This is a genomic window from Catenuloplanes nepalensis, assembly GCF_030811575.1.
Classification (GTDB): domain Bacteria; phylum Actinomycetota; class Actinomycetes; order Mycobacteriales; family Micromonosporaceae; genus Catenuloplanes; species Catenuloplanes nepalensis.
Genome location: NZ_JAUSRA010000001.1, coordinates 8,515,676 through 8,534,210, shown reverse-complemented (window position 1 = coordinate 8,534,210; position 18,535 = coordinate 8,515,676). Strand labels below are relative to the sequence as shown.

The following is an 18,535-nucleotide window of genomic DNA, read 5'->3' as shown; positions in this document are numbered from 1 at the left end:
GTTCGCGTTTGGGTTTTCCGCACACCAGTGCGAGAGTGCAAGCCGTGAGCCACACCGCGGTCGCCTCGGCCGAACTGCTGCGGCGTCTGCACACCTCCCCCTCCGTGACGCACGTGGAGAACGTGCCGCCCGCCGCCGGTGACCCGGTCGAATGGCCCTCCTGGGTGCCGTCGGCGCTGCGCTCGGCCCTGGCCGCGCGGGGCGTCACGCGGCCGTGGCGGCACCAGGCCGCGGCGGCCACACTCGCCCGGGAGGGCCGGCATGTGGTCGTCGCCACCGGGACCGCGTCGGGTAAGTCACTCGCCTATCTGCTGCCGGCTCTGTCGGCGCTCACCGAGGATCCGAAGGCCACGGTGCTGTATCTCGCGCCGACGAAGGCACTCGCGGCCGACCAGCTGCGGGCGGTGACGGCGCTGGCCCCGGAGGTGCGGCCGGCGTGCTACGACGGGGACACGCCGTCGGAGGAGCGCGAGTGGATCCGGGCGAATTCGCGGTTCATCCTGACGAACCCGGACATGCTGCACCACAGCATCCTGCCCAACCACCACCTGTGGTCCACGTTCCTGCGCCGCCTGACCTACGTGGTCGTCGACGAGTGCCACGTGTACCGCGGACTGTTCGGCTCGCACGTGGCCCACGTCCTGCGGCGGCTCCGCCGGGTGGCCGGCCGGTACGCACCGGTGCCCTTCGGACCGGGCGCCTCCGATGCGGTGCCGGGCGCGGTCGTTCCGGGCGCGGTCACGCCGGGCGCGGTCGTTCCGGGCGCGGTCACGCCGGGCGCGGCCGTTCCGGCGCAGGGGGATGGTGGCAACGGGGCTGAGGCGGTGGTCGCGACGGGCGGCGCGGGCGGCGGCGCCTCGCCGGGTGCGGCCGTCACCACCGGGATCGCCGTGGCCGGCACCGACGTCACCGACGACGTGATCGCGATTCGCGGCGACGGCATCGCCGCGCCGCACTCCACGGGAACGGCGCCGGACCCCTCGCACCTCGCCCGGCCGAATGCGCCGATCCCGGCGCAGGGTGACGGCAACGCCCGGTCCCGCACTACGAGTTCGGAACGGGTGGACGGGCCGGCCGGGTCCGGAGCAGAAGCGCGCCGGAGGGCCGGCGCGCCGCGGCGCGGGAGGAACGTGCGGCAGAGCCGGGCGGTGTTCGTGCTGGCCTCGGCGACGTCCGGGGATCCGGCGGCGGCCGCGGAGCGACTGACCGGGCTGCCGGTGACCGCGGTCACGGTGGACGGGTCGCCGCGAGGCGGTGTCACGTTCGCGCTGTGGGAGCCGCCGCTGCTGCCGCCCGGCCTGTCCGGCGATCCCGCCCAGCTGGACCCGGACGACGACTCGCTCGTCATCCCGTCGGTCCGGCGGTCCGCGCTCCGGGAGACCGCGGACCTGCTCACCGACGCGATCACCCACGGCGTGCGGACGCTGGCCTTCGTCCGGTCCCGGCGCGGCGCCGAGGTGGTCGCCTCCATCGCGCGCCGGTCGCTCGACGAGGCCGTGCCCGGGCTGGGCGCGCGGGTCGCCGCCTACCGCGCCGGTTATCTGCGTGAGGAGCGACGTGCGCTGGAGCGGGCGCTGCTCACCGGCGAGCTGCTCGGCATGGCCTCGACGAACGCGCTGGAGCTCGGCGTCGACCTGGTCGGCCTGGACGCCGTGCTGATCTGCGGCTACCCCGGCACCCGTGCGTCGCTGTGGCAGCAGGCCGGCCGCGCGGGCCGCTCCGGCGGCGAGGCGCTCGCCGTGCTGGTCGCCCGCGACGATCCGCTGGACACCTACCTGGTGCACCACCCGGACGCGCTGTTCGGCCGCCCGGTGGAGGCGACGGTGCTGGACCCGGCCAACCCGTACGTACTGGCCCCGCAACTCTGCTGCGCCGCGAACGAGGCACCGCTGACCGCCGACGACCTCGAGCTCTTCGGCGGCGCACCGGCCGAGGCGACCGTGGCGGCGCTGGTCCGGGCCGGCTCGCTGCGACGCCGTCCCACCGGCTATTTCTGGACCCACCGCACCCGGCCCGACGTGGACCTGCGCGGTGGCGGCGGTTCGCCGATCAACGTCGTCGAGTCCGCCACCGGCCGCCTCCTCGGCACCGTCGACCCCGCCTCGTCGCACTTCATCGTCCATCCCGGCGCCGTCTACCTGCATCAGGGCAGCTCGTTCGTGGTCGAGGAACTGCACCTGGACGACGCGGTCGCGCTGGTCCGGGCGGAGGAGCCGGACTGGACCACGCACGCGCGCGACGTCACGTCGCTGGCCGTGGCGTCCGTCCGGGAGCGCTTCGACGCCGGCCCGGTCAGCCTCTTCCTCGGCGAGGTCGACGTCCACAGTCAGGTCGTCTCCTATCAGCGCCGCCGGATCGGCTCCGGCGAGGTCATCGACACCCGGCCGCTCGACCTGCCGGCGCGCGAGCTGCACACGGTCGCGGTCTGGTTCACCATCACCCCGGAGGCGCTGGAGGCCGCGGGCGTCGAGCCCGCTGACTTCCCCGGCGCCCTGCACGCCGCCGAACACGCCGCCATCGGCCTCCTTCCGCTCGTGGCCACCTGCGACCGCTGGGACATCGGCGGGATCTCGACCGCCGCGCATCCGGACACCGGCCTCCCGACCGTGTTCGTCTACGACGGGCATCCGGGCGGTGCCGGCTTCGCGGAACGCGCGCACGCGGTGGCCGCCGACTGGCTCCGCGCCACCCGCGAGGCCATCAGTTCCTGCGCCTGCGAGACCGGCTGCCCCGCCTGCGTGCAGTCACCGAAGTGCGGAAACGGCAACAACCCCCTGGCCAAGGACGCCGCCGTACTGGTTCTCGACGCCGTCCTGGCCAGGCTCCCCGCCTCCGCGGAGTGACTTCCCGTCTCAAATCGCGGGATACGCCGGGCAACGTCGTTCAGCATGGGCATCTATCTATGGGAGCGCTACCATGCGTCTCCCGACACCGTGCGTCCGTCCCCGAGCCCAAGGGAGCCCTTCCGTGGCGAACACCATGTCCGACACCGTCGAGCTCGTCTACAGCATCGACCCCGACACGCTCACGGTCGACCAGCAGATCGCCCTGGCCCAGGCCTACGCCGCCCTCGCCCAGGCCGAACGCCTCGACTGGATCTTCCAGCGCCTCGACAAGATCCACCAGCTCCTGATAGCCATGAACGTCCGCACTCCCGCCCCCTCCCCCACCTCCCACGCCGCCTGACACCACCACCCGGTGAAGCCTCAGGGATCCGGTCGTGCCCGGCGACCCCCCGGGCACGACGCCCGCGCCCCGGGCGAAGCCTCCGGACACCCGGTCCGCGCCGACCCCTTCGATCACCGCCGAACAGAACCGAGCACGCAGAGCGAGCCGCGCGGCGGAAACCGACAGCGGCCGGCCGCCGCCCGCCCGCGCCGGCGGGCAACGGGCGTAGCGACAGGCGAGCAGCGGTCAGCCGAGCAGCGTCGGTCCCCTGTCTGCCACAGCGGACAGCCAGGCGAGCAGCCAGTGAGCGCCATCCGGCCGCCTCAGCCGGGCGGGCGCCAGGTCGGCGAGCGCCAGCCCGGCAAGCGCCAGGCCGGCAAGCCTCAGCCCGGCAAGCGCCAGCCCGGCAAGCGCCAGCCCGGCAAGGCGCGAGGCAGGCCGGTCGTGAGCGGGCTTTGTTCGCGGCCGACGATCAGGGAGGACCGGTGACCGATGCCGGCGGGCTCGTCAGGTGGTCCGGGCCGGCGGGAGCGGTAGCGGGTCCGGCTCTGGCCTCGGCGTAGGTGACCGTGCGCAGGCCGGGCCAAGGTTCGACGTCGAGTTCCGCGCGGACGGTCAGGGTCAGACCGTCCGCAACGCACGAAGCCATGCGTGCGCCGTTCGCCGCGAGCACCCGGGCGGCCCGCTCGCAGGCCACCGGCTCGCCACGTGGGGCCAACGGCGCACCCGCGAGCGCACCGAGGTCCGCCGCGATCCGAACTCTCCGGTGCGCGGCCTCGGCACCGATCACCGCAGCACCGGCCACTCCCGCGCAGACGACGAGCAGCCCTACGGCCGCGACCAGCAGAGACGCTCCACCGCGATCCGACGCCCCCGCGTTCCGCGACGCCGCATCCCGAGCGCATCGCAAGCCGCCCGAACGGCGGCCACCAGCCCGATCCCCTACCACCGCATTCCGCGACGCCAGATCCCGAGCCCACCGCAAGCCGCCCGATCGGCGGCCACCGACCCGGTACGGCGCGGCGGCTGTCCGCGACGCGGGACCCCGTGCGGTGCGGACGTCGCTCACGAGGCGGTCACCGAGACGCCGGGTTCGATGGCGGCGACCGCCTCACCGGTGGCGGTGATCTCGGGGATGGTGAGCCCCAGCGCGCGAACCGGTACCGTCACCACGGCCCGGACGTGCTCGCCCTCAGGGACCAGAGTCACGGTCGCGCCCGGTGGTGCCGCGGCTGTCCCGGCGTCCAGACCGGACTCGCCGCGGGCGGCGGCGAGTGCCGCGTCCCGGGCGGCGTCGTAACACCTGCCCCGGTCGGTCACGGCCAGCACGACGGTGAGGCCCGCTCCGAGCAGCAGCACCAGGGCCGGAAGCGCCGCCGCGAACTCCGCGGTGAACGCACCCCGGTCATCGGCGAAGCCGTCCGGGCGCGCGGACGACGGCGGGTCGTCCGCGGAACGGGCGGCCGGCGGGCCGCCGTGGTGCGAGGCGACGGGCAGGCCGGACAGGCGGCGGAGGACCGACAGCACGGCGCCGATCAGACGGGCGACCCGGCTGCGGTGATGATGGCGGCCGCGATAGCGGAGGGCGGTGAGGCCGAGTGTGATCACTTGAGCGCCCTCTCGATGATCTCCGTGAGGGCCTTCTGGATGTTCGGGCTGGTCAGGACCTTGAGCAGGACCGCGGCGAAGGCGACGGCGGCCAGGGTGCCGACGGCGTACTCGGCAGTGTTCATCCCGGCGTCCCCGCGCAGGCGGTGGGTGAGCCGGCGAATGCGGTCACCGATCGGGCGGACGAGCGATGTGAGCATGGGTGTTCCTCTCTTCTGGCTGGTCACAGCAGGTCGCTGAGGACGGCGATGATCACCGGTGCAAGACCGGCGAGGATGAAGGCGGGCAGGAAACAGAGACCCAGCGGCAGCACCACGAGCACGCCCGCACGGTGGGCCGCCACCTGAGCGGCGATCGAGCGATCGGCCCGCAGATCGTCGGCGAGCCGGGTGAGCGCGCCCGCGAGTGCGGCACCGCTCGCGCTGGACCGGATTGCGGCCGCGACCAGGCGCTCGGCACCCGGCACCGGCGACAGGTAGGCCCATGCCTCCTCCGCCGGAGCCCCGAGCCGCAACGACCGGGCCACCCGCACGAGATGGACGGCGAGCGGCCCGCCGAGCGCGTCCGCGACCGCGTTCGCGGCCCGGTCGACGGGCGCGCCCGCGCGGAGCGTGGCCGAGAGCAGGTCCGCTGCCAGCGGCAGGTCGGAGGTCGCCTGGAGCCGCAGCACCCGGGCCGAGGCCGGTTCCAGCCGGCGAAGCACCAGGAACGTCGCTACGGCTGCGGCGGCGCCGAATCCGATCCCGGCCTGCCCGCCGAGCAGCAGCGCCACCGCGATCCCCGCGCCGGCCGCACCGGCGGTCAGCAGCACCGGACTCGGCCGGTCGCCCCGGCGGTCCCGTTCCGGCTCGGCGGGCCCGGCATCGAGCCCCGCCGGCCCCGCCCGCGCTTCGCCCGAGCCGGTCTGGCCTCCGTACCCGGCAGCGGCCCGGTTACCGACGGCGGGCTCCTCTGCCGGGTCTCCGTTCCCATCACGGCTCGCGTACCGGACGATCGGCTGATCGCGAACGGCGGCCGCGGTGCGACTCCCGGCCGCTGCCCCGCGCGGGGTCGCGTCGGGCCCGCCCGCGTCGCCGGCGTACTCGGCGGTGTAGGGCGCTGCCGTCACGGCGCCGCGCGGGGCTCGGAAAGATCGATGGCGGCTGAGCAGCTCCGGAGCCCACACGCCGGCCAGCAACGCCGTGCCTGCCACGGCCGACAGCACGACGATCCAGCTCACGGCGTCACTCGCACGATCGCGGTGATCCACCACGCCGGCGCGGACAAGCCCAGCGCGCGACTGACGGGGCACCGGTCCGGGTGCACTCGCACCGCCGGACCGGACCGCCGGAGCGTGCCGCACGATGGAAGCCGGAATGTGCGACCGGGTAAGAACGCCCGGGCCTGCCTGCCTCGCCGCCACAGCAATGCGACGAGCAGGGCAATCGCGTCGCACGCTCGCGGGCGGGCGTCAGCGTTCGGCAGACCGCCTATGCAGTCCGCGGCCACGCGGCCCGGCAGCGGCACCGGCGTGCCACATGTGGCCAGCCCCGCCAGTAGCGTCAGAATCGGCGACATCAGCGCCGGCCGGCTCCGAATCAATTCCGGCGGAATCAGTACCGGCCGGGTAAGAGCCGGCGGAATCAGCGTGCGCCAGGTTCGTGCCGGCGGAATCAGTGCGGGCCGAACGAGCGCAGCAGGGGGCAGGGACAGTGCGGTCATGGCGTGCTCCCTGAGGTGGCGAGCCGGTTGGCCCAGGCGAGCCCGGCTGACTGGAGGACCACGGCACCGGTCGCGCAGGCGGCGCCGATCGGCGTGTGCAGCAGGACGGCCAGCGGGTCGACGCCCATGAACGCGCCGAGCACCAGACCGCCCGCCGGCAGCGCCGCGAGCAGCCAGGCGGTGGCACGCGCGCCCGCCGCCTCGGCAGCCGCGGCCGCCTGGCCACGGGCCATGGCACGGGTGTCGGTCTCGATGCGCTCGACGAGGTCGGCCAAGGGTGCGCCGGTATGTTCCGCTAGCCGCCAGGCCGCCGACGTGAGCCGCCCTATCCGCGGATCCGGCAACATGGGCGGATCGGTGTGCGGCAGCCCCGCCCGAAGATCCGCGGCGAGCGTGCAGAGCATGTCCAGCGTCCGGGTCCGGGCACGTGCGGAGGCCCGCGCGGCCTTCCAGCGCAGCAGACCGCGCACCGCCAGGCGGCAGTAGACGGCCACCAGCATGCCCACCGGTCCGGCCACTGCCAGCCCCGCCAGCGCGGAGACCCCGGCGACGGCCGTCACCAGCAGCCGCTGGCCATTTCTGGTGTGTGGCAATCCCACCAGCCCGCGGAGAGCCGACCGCCTCGAAGCTCTCGTCTCGCCGGACGGACCGGCCCATGGCCGCATCGCCGCTTCCGGCACGTCATCGCCGAAGCCCTCCGGCACGACATCGCCAGCGTGCCGTGAAAGCCCGCCAGAATCTCCCGGCGCCCCACGGCCGACACGCCACGAGACACCGCCAGAACCGCCCTGCGCGCTGCCGTCGGCACGTCCCGACACACTGTCGTCGGCGCGTTCCCGCGGTTCGACGGTGGGATCCGGTGCCGAAGGCCGACGGGCCCTGGATCCCTCGCCATCCGCGTCTGCGGCGTCGCCGGCCCGCTGGCGCAGTGGAATCCGGACGGGTGCCCGGCCCGAGAACGAAGCGTTCGCCCCGAGTGGCCTCGAAGAGCCGGACGTCTGGGAGGCGGGATTCGGCGCGGACGGCTGTTCATCGTGAATCGGTGTGAAGACCCCGCTGGCACCGTCGAAGCGGAAGGCCGCAGGCAGCCGTATCCCGGCTGTGTTCTCCACCGCCCCTTCCGCGAAAAGACCTCGCCCCACCGGCACAGCCGGCCGCTCCGGCCGCGACTCGGCGCTCTCCGCCGCCGCTTCCGCAAAGAGACCCCGCCCCACCGGCACAGCCGGCCGCTCCGGCCGCGACTCGGCGTTCTCCGCCGCCGCTTCCGCAAAGAGACCCCGCCCCACCGGCACAGCCAGCCGCTCCGGCCGCGACTCGGCGGCATGCCGCGCCGCCGCTTCCGCGAAGAGACCGCGCCTCACCGACGCAGCGAGCCGCTTCGGGCGCGGGCCGGTGAGGGCCGCGGGGGAGCGGAATCGGAACGTTGTCAGGCCGGCCAGCACCGCCATCGTCCCGGCGAGCACCGTGATCGCCGCCCAGAACGTGCTCACGACGCGTCACCGCGGTCCGGGCGCGGCCGGGGCCGCAGCGGTGTCACCGCGGCAGCGCCGGCCGTGACCGGGGCCGACACCGGGACCCGCAGCAGGTGTGGCACTGGCACGTCTCGGTCGTCGAGCAGCCGGGCGAGCTCGGCCGCGGCCGAGCCCGGGCCGTGCCCGCGCTGCCACACCGGCCGCGTGGTCAGCAGCCGGTCCGGCCCGTCGGCGGCCAACAGGGAGATCGAGTCGAGCATCCGGCCGCGGGTGGTGCGGCGGAGGTGCACGACCACCTGTAGCGCGGCCGCCACCTGTGCGTGCAGCGCCGCCCGGGGCAGGCCGCCGACGATGCCCAGCGCCTCCAGCCGGGCGGGCACGTCGGCCGGCGTGTTCGCGTGGAGGGTGCCCGCGCCGCCGTCGTGACCGGTGTTGAGGGCGGCGAGCAGGTCGACGACCTCGGCGCCGCGGCACTCGCCGACGATCAGCCGGTCCGGACGCATCCGCAGTGCCTGCCGAACCAGCGTGCGCAGGTCGACCGCGCCGACGCCCTCCACGTTGGACACGCGGGCCTGCAGCGCGACGACGTGCGGGTGCCGGGGGCGCAGCTCGGCGGCGTCCTCGACGATGACGATGCGCTCGGTGGGCGGCACCAGGCCGAGCAGCGTATTCAGCATGGTGGTCTTGCCGGAGCCGGTGCCGCCGACCACCAGGTAGGCGAGTCGGGCGGAGACCACGGCGAGGAGGATCTCCGCGACCGGCCCGGGCACGGTGCCCGCGAGCACGAGGTCCGCGAGCCGATAGGGGCGTTGCCGGAACGTGCGCAACGACAGGTAGGGCCCCGTGGTGGCGACCGGTGGCAGCACCGCGTGCACGCGGGTGCCGTCGGGCAGGCGGGCGTCGACGAACGGCTGCCCGTCGTCGAGCCGGCGGCCGCAGCCGGCGGCGAGGCGCTGCGCGAGCCGGCGGACGTCGTCGGCCCCGCCCATCCGCACCGGTGCGCGGACCAGGCCGCGACCGCGGTCGACCCACACGTCGGTCGCGTTGACCAGGATGTCGGTGACCGTCTCGTCGGCCAGCAGCGGAGTCAGCGGCCCGGCACCCACCAGGTCGCCGTGGACGCGCTCGGCGAGGCGCAGCACCGCGCCGGAGCCGAGCCGGGCCGCGTCCGGGTCGGTGCGCACGGCCGCGACCACGGCGTCCTCGGTGGCATCCGCCCCGACCACGGTGAACCGCTCCCGCACGCGGGCGGAGAGCCCGCCTCTCATGCCGCCGCCCCCTCGGTGCCGCAGCCCGGGGGAACCGCGAGGAGGCGGCGGCAGAGGTCCGCCAGCGGGCCGGGCCCGTCGACGGACGGCACTTCACCCCGGGCCAGGGACGCGCGGAGCGCCGGCTCGCTCCGGTAGGCCCCGGCGGTCGGGAGGCGCACGGTGCGGGTGACGTCGTCCTCAGTCAGCGTGTCGGCGGAGGCGTCGCGGATGACGGTGGAGAGCCGCCGGCTGTGTGGCCGGGCGAGCGCGGCGACCTGGCCCGCGGCGAGACAGGCGCGCAGCTCGGCGGGGACGACGACGTAGGCCCGGTCGGCGCCGCGCAGCGCGGCCGCACCGGCCTCGCCGAGGTGCCGGGGCAGATCCACCACGACCAGGTCGCGCTCACGCCGGCCGGCGTCGAGGGTGGCGACGATCGCGCCGGCGGGCAGGCCGCCGAGTGGGTCGATGCGGTCGAGCCCGAGCAGCACCAGCTCGCCCGGGCCGGGTCGGCTGAGCTGCCGCCCGCCGAGCATGAGGTCGAGCCGGCCGCCGAGCGGGTCGGCGTCGAGCAGCAGCACGCGCTTGCCTGCGCGGGCCGCGGTGACCGCCAACGTGACCGCCAGCGTGCTGGCTTACTTGAACTACTTAGAACGATTTCCCAAAAGCCATCAACTACCGAGAGTAATTAATGTGGCGCTGTGAGTCCGAGAGAACATTGCCCTCTCGGACTCACGCACCGTTCCGAGATTGCAGGCGGCGGATTAAGGATCGAAGAGCTCGCCCTGCTTCATCTGGTTGCGAAGGGTCTGTCGCGCTTTGTAGAGGTTGGAACGGACTGCGCTAGTGTCCATGGAGAGGATTTCGGCGATCTCCATCGTGGAAAAGTCGTCCATGACCAGCGCCATGATCTGGCGCTGCCTGGGCGGAAGCCTCTTGAGTGCCTCCAAGGCGCCGTGGTCAAGGTGTCGCTCGGCGACGACTGCGGCTGGTTCCAGCGCCTTGTTCTCGCGCTCCTCCGGCAGCCATCCGCCCGCCAGTAAGCGCGGGGCCAGCTCTTGCGATCGCTGCCGGGTTCGCGCGAATTGCCGTAGGGCGACCCTCCGAACCCATGCTTCGGGGTGCTTGATGTCGGACCAGTTGCGGTAGGCGACGAGCATCGATTCCTGGATGGCGTCCTCCGCCTCGTGCCGGGAGGCGCCCGCCCAGATCAGCATCTTCATGAGCGCCCGGAAGTACTCGATGAAGAACTGCTCGAAGGCTGCCTGGTCGGCAGGAGAGAGGTGATCTTCAAAGCGGCCGGCCTGGGGCTCGGGGCTCTCCGGGGCGTTCGGAGTCGCTCCCGAGTCCCAGGCTGAGGACGCTTCGGCAGAAGCCAAGATCACTCTTGGCCCGGAGGGCGATCGCGCGGCCCGAGCTTGAGGACGATCACCCGGCCCTTGGACCACTCCTTGATCCTGATCCCGGTGGCGACGAGCACGTCGAGGCCGAAGGCTGCCCCGGCGATCACCGTCACGGTGGTCAGAGTGGGGTTGATCAGGTCCGCCTGAGGGCTGACCGATTCCCAGGGGATCAGCTGGAGGCCGAGGCCGGTCACCATCGTGACGCCCGTGACGGTCCGGCGCTTCAGGGCTTGGGCGTGGCGGATGCAGGCATGCCCGCATCCACCCGCAGTGAGCTCGCTCAAAGGGGGTACTCCTGTGTCAGCTTGGTGGGCCCCGCTCCGGCCAAGAAGTGGGCGTCACCGGTTGTAGTTGTGCCGTTAATCGTCCCCCCTGCGTGGTTCCAACTCAACCCCAGGGGGCGCCCGTGTCGAGAATCACAGATGATCTTGAGTAGGGAACCCTTGACACCCGTCAAGATGTGACGGTCGCCACTTTGGTTCACGCCGCAGTTCACGAAAGGCACTGGCCGCGTCTCTAACCAGTAGACGCGGGAAACTGTGTCAGTGGGGTCCGCCGTCCGCTCCGGCCAAAGAGATTAGGCGGCGGGCCCATCTAAAGATCCTTGCCCTGAGCAGCAGCTTCATTGCCCAGGTGCCGGCCGACCGAAGCCCGAAAGTTTGGCATCCCTAAATATGTCACCGCATGCTGCCGGTTCATCGACTGCATGGTAGCGAGCTTGCTCTCGGCGGAAGTGATGCTGACTTTCAGCCCGGCCACCTCTCCGAGCCACCCGTGTTCCTCAGCCTCGGCAAGGCGCGCCCCGAGGTTGGAGATGATCTCGCGGAGCCGATGCTCCTGGTGCGGGTCCGGCCGGAGCGCGGGGCAGCGGATGCAGGCGTGTTCGTGGACGCAGGGCGTGCCGAAGTCGCGGGTGCAGATGCCGAGCTCGACCTTGCGCAGCTCGAAGTGGCCGAGGAACTCCTGCCATTCCTCGGGGGTGAGTTCGCGGTATTCCTCGCTGGGGCGCAGGGCGCGGCGGCGTGCGATGAACGCGCGGTGGTGAGTGATGACATCTTCGGAGTAGATCGCGGCGTAGCCCATGGTGGTGTTGATGTTCTGGTGGCCCATGATCTTCGCGGCGATGTGCGGGGGCAGGCCGGTGCGGATCGCGTCGGTGGCGAAGATCCGGCGGAAGTCGTGCGGGGTGAACCGCAGCGGGTTGCCGGCCTGGTCGGTCAGGCCGCTGTCGGCGAGGGCGTTGTCGAGGGTGCGTGCGACGAAGTTGCGGGTGATCGTGGCTTCGATGCCGTAGCGGAAGCGCTGGAACAGGAACGGCATCGGCGCACTGTGGACGCGCTCGTGGTGGTCGTAGCGGGAGACCAGCGGCAGGGCGGCTTTGCCGCGGCGGACGCGGTGGATGATCGCGGCCAGGACCTCGCCGAGTTCGGGGGAGACGAGGATGAGCCGCTCGGTGTCGGTCTTCGACGGCGTGATCTGGAGCATCGGGACGACCTCGCCGGTGGTCGGCAACGTGTAGGCGACGAAGCTGTGGTGGGTTAGCTCCTGCAGTTCCTCGATGCGGATGCCGGTGTGGCGCAGGACCTCGATCAGGGCCCAGGCCCAGAAGGCGTTGTCCTCCTCGTAGGTCAGATCGCGGCGCCGGCCGTCCGGGTCGTGGACGAACACGCGTGTGGAGCCGCCGGTGCCGGACCGGACGAACCGCTCGCCGTCGAGGATGACCGGGTCGCCGTGCGAGACCGCGAGCGTGGCGTTCAGGCGGGCGGTGGCGGCTTTGAGCCGGCGGTCGACGGTGTCGACCAGGGTCGGCAGGATCGGTGCGAGGGTGCGGATCCTCTGGTGGATGCGGGCGCGGCGGCGCCGGTTCTGTTTGGTGGCCAGGCACTCGGTGCTGCGGATCGGGCAGGGCGCGACCCACGGGCCCCAGCGGGCCGGATCTTCGAGCGCCCACTGAGCGAGGTCGAGATAGAGCCCGCGGATGACTCCCATGACGCGTTCTGGCTGTTCGCGGGCGGTGCCGGCGCGGGTGCTGTCGTGCCGGTTGGTCCGGATGCGTTCCTTCCAAGCCGCGGCGATCTCCGGCGGCAGCCGGAGCGTGTCGACTTCGGGGTGGTGGTGCTCGATGTCGCGCCAGAACAGCGAGCAGAGCGTGCCGGCGAGGGCGCGCAGCGAGGTGTAGTCGAGGTCGGGCTTGCGGACTGTCAGGTAGGCCGTCAGGAGTTCGCGGATCTGTGCGTTGCGCAGGTCGTAGCCGGCGACCATCTCGTGGACCGTCAGCTGCCCGCGGGAGCGGGCGGCGGACAGACTCGCCGGGGCGTTTCCGCCGAGCAGGCCGGTCTCGACCAGCATGGCGTAGAAGAGCGAGACGTTCCGGGCGCTGGCGTGGACGAGACGACGGACGTTGGCGTATTCGACGGCGTCGTCGACCGTGATGTCGGCGATCGTGCCGCCCTTGCTGATGAGCACCATCGCGACGCAGTTCAGCGCGCCTTGCCGGACGCCGCCGACGCGGCCGGTGGCGTCGCAGTGCGCTTCGAGCCGCGCGAACCCGGCCGGGTCGATGCAGCGGCGGACGAACCCGAGGCCGAAGTTGAAGTGCTGATTGAGCAGCCAGCGGTAGGACGGCCGCAGCACCTCGGCGCAGAGCAGCATCGTCATCCCGGTCGAGATCGACGAGCGATGGTATTGCGTGGTGCCCGCGCCCTTCCAGGTCTGCTGAACGCGATCGAGCCACCGGTCCTCCGCGTCCTCCAGGCCGCAGTTCAACCAGCGCTGCTGCCAGTTCGCGCCCGGGAACTGCTCCAGCCAGCCCAGGAACTCCCGGGCCGAGCGCTTGCGCCGGCGCAGGCCCTCGGCAGAGGCCTGCGGAAGGTCGAGCCCGGCCACGAGCTCCACCACCTCGCCGACGCTCTTCTCGGTCTGCCACCAGGAGCGCGGTGTGGCCCGAGGGGCCAACGTCCGCTGGGTGCGCTCGATCAGCGCGAGCCGTTCGTCGAAGTCCGGCCGCTTCAGGTCCCGCTGCGGCGACCACACGTCCGAACGTCTCGTGCGGGTCGCGGCCGGCCGCGTCGACGACACGGCCTCGGCTGCCGTGGTGCTCGGGCTCACGGAAGATTCCTTCCGAACAGCGCCTGCATCACCTCGGGCCGGTAGCCGTCCGCGATCGGCGGTGGCGACGGCTGCGCCGCCGCGGCGGCGTGGTGCGCGCGGAACTTCGCGACGACCTCCTCCTCCCGCGGCTCCAGATAGCGCTGGGTCGTGGTGACCTGCATATGGCCGAGCAGCCACTGAACGTCGGCCAGCGACAGATTCGGGTCGTCGATCATGCGATGCGCGGCGGTGTGCCGCAGGTCGTGCAGCGACCAGTTCGTGCCCAGCACCGCGTTCGCCCGCTGCAGCACCGCCCTAAACGCCGCGTAGTTCAGCGGACCGTGCGGACGCCGGAGCGTGACCCAGAGCGGCAGGCCCGGCCTGAACTCGACCCGGCGGCGCAACTGCTGCTGATAGAGCCTCAGCCAGACGAACGCGTCCGGCGAGGCCGGCAGCCACTGCAGGTCACGCGACCCCTTCCGGATCACCCCGATCAGCTGCTGACCGATGTCGACGTACTCCCCGGTGACGCCGAGCAGCTCCGAGGCCCGCGCCCCCGTGCTGATGTAGAACGCCAACAGCGCCCGGTCCCGGTGGCTGCGCATCGACGCGAACAGGTCGTTGAACAGCCCGTCCGGGATCGCCCGCGGCACCTGCTTCGGTTCCTTCTGCCGGTAAGGCGCCCGCCGGTGCTGCCGGTAGGGCTCCATCGGATTGTGGTGCGCGTGCACCCGCCCGGCCGCGTCCGCGACCCGCGGCCGCGGCACCGGATTGACCACCGGCCCACCGCCGAAATGCGCGTGGAAGTCGTAGAACCCCTTCACCACCGACAGGTTGTGGTTGATCGTCCGCGCCGCATACCCCGCACCCCGATACCGCTTCCCCGTCACCACGTTCACCGACCCCGACCGCGCCTTCGACAGGCGCCCAGGCTTCGGTGCCTGCTGCAGCCACAGCACGAAGTCCCGGACCTCGATCCGCGTCGCCCGCTCCCACCCCACCTCCACCGCCCACAGAAACCGCTGCCACCGCAACAACGCCAGTCCGTATGACCGCAACGTCTCTACGCTGTAATCGCACCCGCGCAGATCCCGCAGGAACATGCTCACCGGCTCCACCTCGACGCCCGCGCCGTCCATAACCCGAACCGGCAGCACCGGGTCGTCGGAGCGCACCACGCGGCCCACCGGCTCGCACCGGATCTCCGGAATCTCTCTGATGTTGATCCCCAGCAGCACATCCCAAACAACGGAACAACAAGATCAAGGTGACGCTTGGTAATCGAACGGGCCTAGGTGCGAGCACGCTCGATAGTTCGGTCAACATGTCGCCGGCGCCGCCGCGCGCGCCGAGCAGCGCGATGACCCGGCCGGGTGGCGCGGGCGGGGGCGCGCCGAGCCGGTCGACGAGCCAGCGCTCGGCGGCCGGCAGCACCGCGATGTGTTCGACGCCGAGTCGCTGGGCGAGGTCGGCCGGTGGATCGGCGACGGCGGTGCGGCCGACGAGCACGACGGCCCGGCGGCGCAGGCGCGCCCGGTCGAGCGGGCCGGTCTGGTCGGAGCCGATCAGCACGACCGGCGCGTGCGCGTAGTGCGGGCGGGCCGCCGCCGGGTCGGTGGCGACCTGGAGCTCGGTGCCGGCCACCGCGGCGAGCCGCAGCAGATCGTCGAGCAGTGCCTCGTCGGCCGTGACGACGAGTGGCCGGAAGCCGGTGCGAGCCATCGATAACCCCCATGGACCGGGAAGGATGTCCAGGGGAGATTCGCCGTTCGCGCGGCTCGCCGGGACGCGCCTGTGGATGCGCGACGGGCCTGTGGACAACGCCCGGAACCGCGGTTGATCTGCTACGGACCAGCCCGCACCTACCGAGCGAACGTGAATGATGTTGGGTATGTTGGTCGCCAGTACGGCGTTGGAGTGGTGCCCATGGAGATCACAAGCGAGCTGTCCCCGGAGCCGGTGCCGGCCGGGCCCCTCGTCGTGGTCACGATCAAGGGCGACATCGATTACACCCACTCCGACGAGATGGCCGGCGAGATCTGGAACGTGCTGGCGCGGCACGCCCCGGCCGCGATCCGGATCGACCTCGCGGAGGCCACGTTCATCGACTCGACCGGCCTCGGCGCACTGATCGCCGGTTATCGCGCGGCAGCGGACGCGAGCTGCGCGTTCACGGTGACGGCGCCTAGCCCCGCGTTCCGCCGGGTCCTGAAGATCACCGGCCTCAGCGATCTCTTCGGAGTGGACGAAGACCCGGAGAGATCCGGCCCACAAAGGACTGTGGAAAGGTGACGACCCCCGTCCGGGGGGGTGACGGCGGACGCCCGCCAACGGCTGGCAGCGGAGATCAAGAATCCCCGTACAGTGCAGCGCCGTTGGCGGGCGTTGTCGTCTGTTACCAACGCTTGCGCAGGGTTTTGCTGATTTTCTGCTGACTCCGAATGGCGCGTTCCGCGCCGCCCAGGCCGACCCAGCTCATGCAGAATCAACTTGAACTGACCCGCGTCGACTTCCAACGGCACCCTTCGCATGAAGGGGCGTGCTTACATACTGTCCTCGCAGGCGCACTGATTGTCGTTCATGCGACAGCCTCTACCGCGACGGCGTCCGGATGATCATGAGATGACCATCGATGGCGCCACGTAAAGCGCACCTTCGGCAGCAACCTGGGCTGTGCAGACCTTCTTGATGATCTATAGCCGGCGCTGTCATGCCACTACCGCCGCAAGCCACGCCGTTGCACCGGAGCAGCCGAAGCGTCAAGACACTTAACCGCCGTAGACCTTGAGAGACAGGCATCGATCCGGCATGGTGGCAGCGGCATAGGGGTGTGGTCGCGGCGCTGGCACGCCGCGACCACGCGTTCCCCGTCTCGCCCATCCAAGGAGGAGCCCGTGAGGAACAGTAGGATTCTATCTACGTTGGGGAAGTCCACCATCGTCATTCCGGTCATGACAGCCGTCGTACTCTTAGCCAGTGTTGCCCCCTCGGCGGCGGCGCCGGCCGCATCGGCAGGCATCAACGAGAAGCCGACCGCCTCGGCCACGGACCCCAACGTTGTCCGCTGGACCGACGAGTTCGGCGCCGCCCACGAGACACGGGCGCTGAGTCGCCAAGAAATCATCGATCGCGGCATGGACAAGAACCTCGACATGGCGAAGCAGCGCTCTACGCCTCCGACCATCATTCGCAAATCCGACACGGCAGCAGAAGCGCCGCGACCTACCAAGCGCACCAACGGCGACGACGTCGGATTCGCGGGCTGCTGGCAGGACATAGGCACGTATGGCAACGACGACCTATGGGGTACCTACCAAGTCGATTGGTGCGGCGACGGCTCATGGATCACGTACAATACGCAGAGCTGCTGGGGCGGCGAAGACAATACTCCGACCTACCAATATTTGGGTTGCTCAGTGAGTCCGCGCTACGGCGTTGGTTGGAATGTTCTAGACGTACGACACGAATTCGACCTCTGCTACGTCTACAATCCGCTATGGGGTACCTGCCTCGCTCACCACCGTCCATGGAACTGGTACCGCTACGGAGCGAACGGCAGCGTCACGTGGATTGCCAGCTAGCGGCAAGGAACTCGCGCTAGCAAACCAGGCAAATTGAGCAATCGAATAATATGGTGGCCCCTCAAGCCAGTGAGGGGCCACCAATGCTATCATGAATACATGACGACTTTCGATCGCGGCATGTGGTGGTTGACTCTGCTGTTGATAAACACCGGATTTGCCCAGTTAAAAGGCCGCCATAGCTTTACATGGGCGGCACTGTCACTATTCCTGGGACCATTTGCGACATTCGCCCTGATCTTTCTCCCGCCTATCCGAAATGCACCTACTAGATTAGAACCAAGGGCCAGCTCCTCGCCAGAATAGCCTCGCGATCAGCATGCCTGCCCATGTTTGAACTGGGTGCGAACCTGCTCACCATTCAGTGTCGCCACGAGACGACCGACTCCGCGGGATCGGCGCCCTTTTCCATCCCTCCCTGATGTCGCGAGATGGGCGTAAAGGGCACCGCTGTGAGCCTTGTCCGTCGTAGCGCGGGGCATGTCCGGATCCGGAGCTGTCGGGTTGGTCATGCCGTAGGCGAAGGTCTGATCCCAGACGGCCGGCAGGAGCTGTTCTACCAGTGGGCGGTCGCAACTCAGTCGGCTTCCTGGCGAAGCTGCTCGTAGGCCAGGTGCTTGGCGCGGTGTCGTGCCTCGTACGTGATCGCGTCGAGCAGGTCGCGGTGCATCTCATCCCTGAACGGACCCTAGGCCCAGGTTTACCCCTTAGCATGATCGACATGCCTCGAAAGGGTGGCTGAGCTGGGCTTTTAGATCGCGGTTCTGGATCTTAACCATCGCAGCGCTCTTCTCCGGCGCTCCGATCGGGAACTGATCGGCTACCAGGCGCTCACTAATAGCCGTCTGACTGACTCGTTCATCGGAAATTACGTCAATGCGCTCGGCGACGTCTATGACTACGGACACGTCCCCCAAGACGAGATACTCGACAGGATCTCCGAAGCGCACCAAACCCACGGCGGCAGACGGCGTTGCCTCATGAGTCAAGTCGCATTCCGGGTGCATTCCTGCCACTCGCTCAATACTCAATTCAAGGGCGTGAATCAGTGGAACGTCCCGGTCGTCTGCCGCAGCAGAAAGCGCCGCGCCAAGCTGTGCCGCGTACCACGAGATGCCGTGCCGGCACCCGGTGCCCGTCCGCGCGGTCGCGCCGTCCAGTACGACGATCAGCGCTGGCGAGGCGGACACCCAGTCTTCATTCTCACTGCTCACAGTGGATGGCTGCGACGCTACCTGGATACGCATCGGCCTCAACCTTCGTGC

General features: G+C 70.9%; 17 protein-coding genes and 1 pseudogene. 4 read left to right on the top strand and 14 right to left on the bottom strand.

Annotation, left to right across the window (positions count from 1 at the left end; all coding sequences use genetic code 11):
• Nucleotides 1-44 precede the first annotated feature (44 nt).
• Entirely contained in the window at nt 45-2,843 is a 2,799-nt protein-coding gene (locus tag J2S43_RS37035; protein ID WP_306837179.1) for a DEAD/DEAH box helicase, read from the top strand.
• Nucleotides 2,844-2,967: 124 nt separating this feature from the next.
• Nucleotides 2,968-3,186, top strand: coding sequence for a hypothetical protein (locus J2S43_RS37030; protein WP_306837177.1), 219 nt, complete (start codon nt 2,968-2,970; stop codon nt 3,184-3,186).
• Nucleotides 3,187-3,640: 454 nt separating this feature from the next.
• Here J2S43_RS37030 and J2S43_RS37025 read toward each other — a convergent pair whose 3' ends face one another.
• The 13 genes and pseudogenes from J2S43_RS37025 to J2S43_RS42490 all read right to left on the bottom strand — a co-directional run.
• Nucleotides 3,641-4,117 (bottom strand): Rv3654c family TadE-like protein, encoded by a 477-nt coding sequence (locus tag J2S43_RS37025; protein ID WP_306839708.1) that lies wholly within the window; start codon nt 4,115-4,117, stop codon nt 3,641-3,643.
• A gap of 116 nt (nt 4,118-4,233) precedes the next feature.
• Complete coding sequence (locus J2S43_RS37020) at nt 4,234-4,776, bottom strand: TadE family type IV pilus minor pilin (protein ID WP_306837175.1); 543 nt, start codon at nt 4,774-4,776, stop codon at nt 4,234-4,236.
• Nucleotides 4,773-4,976 carry a DUF4244 domain-containing protein gene (locus J2S43_RS37015; RefSeq protein ID WP_306837173.1) on the bottom strand — a complete coding sequence of 68 codons (204 nt, stop codon included), beginning with the start codon at nt 4,974-4,976 and terminating at the stop codon, nt 4,773-4,775. The genes J2S43_RS37020 and J2S43_RS37015 overlap by 4 nt, the downstream gene beginning before the upstream one ends.
• A gap of 23 nt (nt 4,977-4,999) precedes the next feature.
• A complete protein-coding gene (locus tag J2S43_RS42470) occupies nt 5,000-5,587 on the bottom strand; it encodes a type II secretion system F family protein (protein WP_306839707.1) in 588 nt (195 codons plus the stop codon).
• A gap of 404 nt (nt 5,588-5,991) precedes the next feature.
• Nucleotides 5,992-6,477 (bottom strand): hypothetical protein, encoded by a 486-nt coding sequence (locus J2S43_RS37005; RefSeq protein WP_306837171.1) that lies wholly within the window; start codon nt 6,475-6,477, stop codon nt 5,992-5,994.
• Complete coding sequence (locus J2S43_RS37000; protein ID WP_306837168.1) at nt 6,474-7,967, bottom strand: type II secretion system F family protein; 1,494 nt, start codon at nt 7,965-7,967, stop codon at nt 6,474-6,476. The genes J2S43_RS37005 and J2S43_RS37000 overlap by 4 nt, the downstream gene beginning before the upstream one ends.
• A complete protein-coding gene (locus J2S43_RS36995) occupies nt 7,964-9,217 on the bottom strand; it encodes a TadA family conjugal transfer-associated ATPase (protein ID WP_306837165.1) in 1,254 nt (417 codons plus the stop codon). The genes J2S43_RS37000 and J2S43_RS36995 overlap by 4 nt, the downstream gene beginning before the upstream one ends.
• Nucleotides 9,214-9,810: a CpaE-like family protein gene (locus tag J2S43_RS36990; protein WP_306837163.1), complete on the bottom strand. Its 597-nt coding sequence runs from the start codon at nt 9,808-9,810 to the stop codon at nt 9,214-9,216. Before J2S43_RS36990 ends, J2S43_RS36995 begins: the two co-directional genes overlap by 4 nt.
• Before the next feature lie 150 nt (nt 9,811-9,960).
• Nucleotides 9,961-10,575, bottom strand: a complete 615-nt coding sequence (locus tag J2S43_RS36985) for an RNA polymerase sigma factor (protein ID WP_306837161.1) — start codon at nt 10,573-10,575, stop codon at nt 9,961-9,963.
• A 2-nt stretch (nt 10,576-10,577) separates the two neighbouring features.
• The gene (locus J2S43_RS36980; RefSeq protein ID WP_306837159.1) at nt 10,578-10,796 is read right to left on the bottom strand and encodes a hypothetical protein; all 219 of its coding nucleotides are present in this window, start codon (nt 10,794-10,796) and stop codon (nt 10,578-10,580) included.
• Between the two features lie 397 nt (nt 10,797-11,193).
• Nucleotides 11,194-13,707 (bottom strand): tyrosine-type recombinase/integrase, encoded by a 2,514-nt coding sequence (locus tag J2S43_RS36975; protein WP_306837157.1) that lies wholly within the window; start codon nt 13,705-13,707, stop codon nt 11,194-11,196.
• Nucleotides 13,704-14,867 (bottom strand): tyrosine-type recombinase/integrase, encoded by a 1,164-nt coding sequence (locus J2S43_RS36970; RefSeq protein WP_306837152.1) that lies wholly within the window; start codon nt 14,865-14,867, stop codon nt 13,704-13,706. Before J2S43_RS36970 ends, J2S43_RS36975 begins: the two co-directional genes overlap by 4 nt.
• Before the next feature lie 268 nt (nt 14,868-15,135).
• Nucleotides 15,136-15,411, bottom strand: a pseudogene (locus tag J2S43_RS42490) (septum site-determining protein Ssd); the annotation flags it as partial.
• A 204-nt stretch (nt 15,412-15,615) separates the two neighbouring features.
• On the opposite strand from J2S43_RS42490, the gene J2S43_RS36960 reads away from it, so the two are divergent.
• Complete coding sequence (locus J2S43_RS36960; protein ID WP_306837149.1) at nt 15,616-15,981, top strand: STAS domain-containing protein; 366 nt, start codon at nt 15,616-15,618, stop codon at nt 15,979-15,981.
• Nucleotides 15,982-16,610: 629 nt separating this feature from the next.
• Nucleotides 16,611-17,270 (top strand): hypothetical protein, encoded by a 660-nt coding sequence (locus tag J2S43_RS36955; RefSeq protein WP_306837147.1) that lies wholly within the window; start codon nt 16,611-16,613, stop codon nt 17,268-17,270.
• A 707-nt stretch (nt 17,271-17,977) separates the two neighbouring features.
• Here J2S43_RS36955 and J2S43_RS36950 read toward each other — a convergent pair.
• Nucleotides 17,978-18,517: a hypothetical protein gene (locus J2S43_RS36950; protein ID WP_306837145.1), complete on the bottom strand. Its 540-nt coding sequence runs from the start codon at nt 18,515-18,517 to the stop codon at nt 17,978-17,980.
• Nucleotides 18,518-18,535 lie beyond the last annotated feature (18 nt).

Coding starts and splice junctions, on each gene's coding strand:
- J2S43_RS36995 (WP_306837165.1), bottom strand. CDS start 9,217: ATGAGAGGCGGGCTCTCCGCCCGCGTGCGGGAGCGGTTCACCGTGGTC.
- J2S43_RS37005 (WP_306837171.1), bottom strand. CDS start 6,477: ATGACCGCACTGTCCCTGCCCCCTGCTGCGCTCGTTCGGCCCGCACTG.
- J2S43_RS36960 (WP_306837149.1), top strand. CDS start 15,616: ATGGAGATCACAAGCGAGCTGTCCCCGGAGCCGGTGCCGGCCGGGCCC.
- J2S43_RS36950 (WP_306837145.1), bottom strand. CDS start 18,517: ATGCGTATCCAGGTAGCGTCGCAGCCATCCACTGTGAGCAGTGAGAAT.
- J2S43_RS36980 (WP_306837159.1), bottom strand. CDS start 10,796: ATGGTGACCGGCCTCGGCCTCCAGCTGATCCCCTGGGAATCGGTCAGC.
- J2S43_RS37015 (WP_306837173.1), bottom strand. CDS start 4,976: ATGCTCACATCGCTCGTCCGCCCGATCGGTGACCGCATTCGCCGGCTC.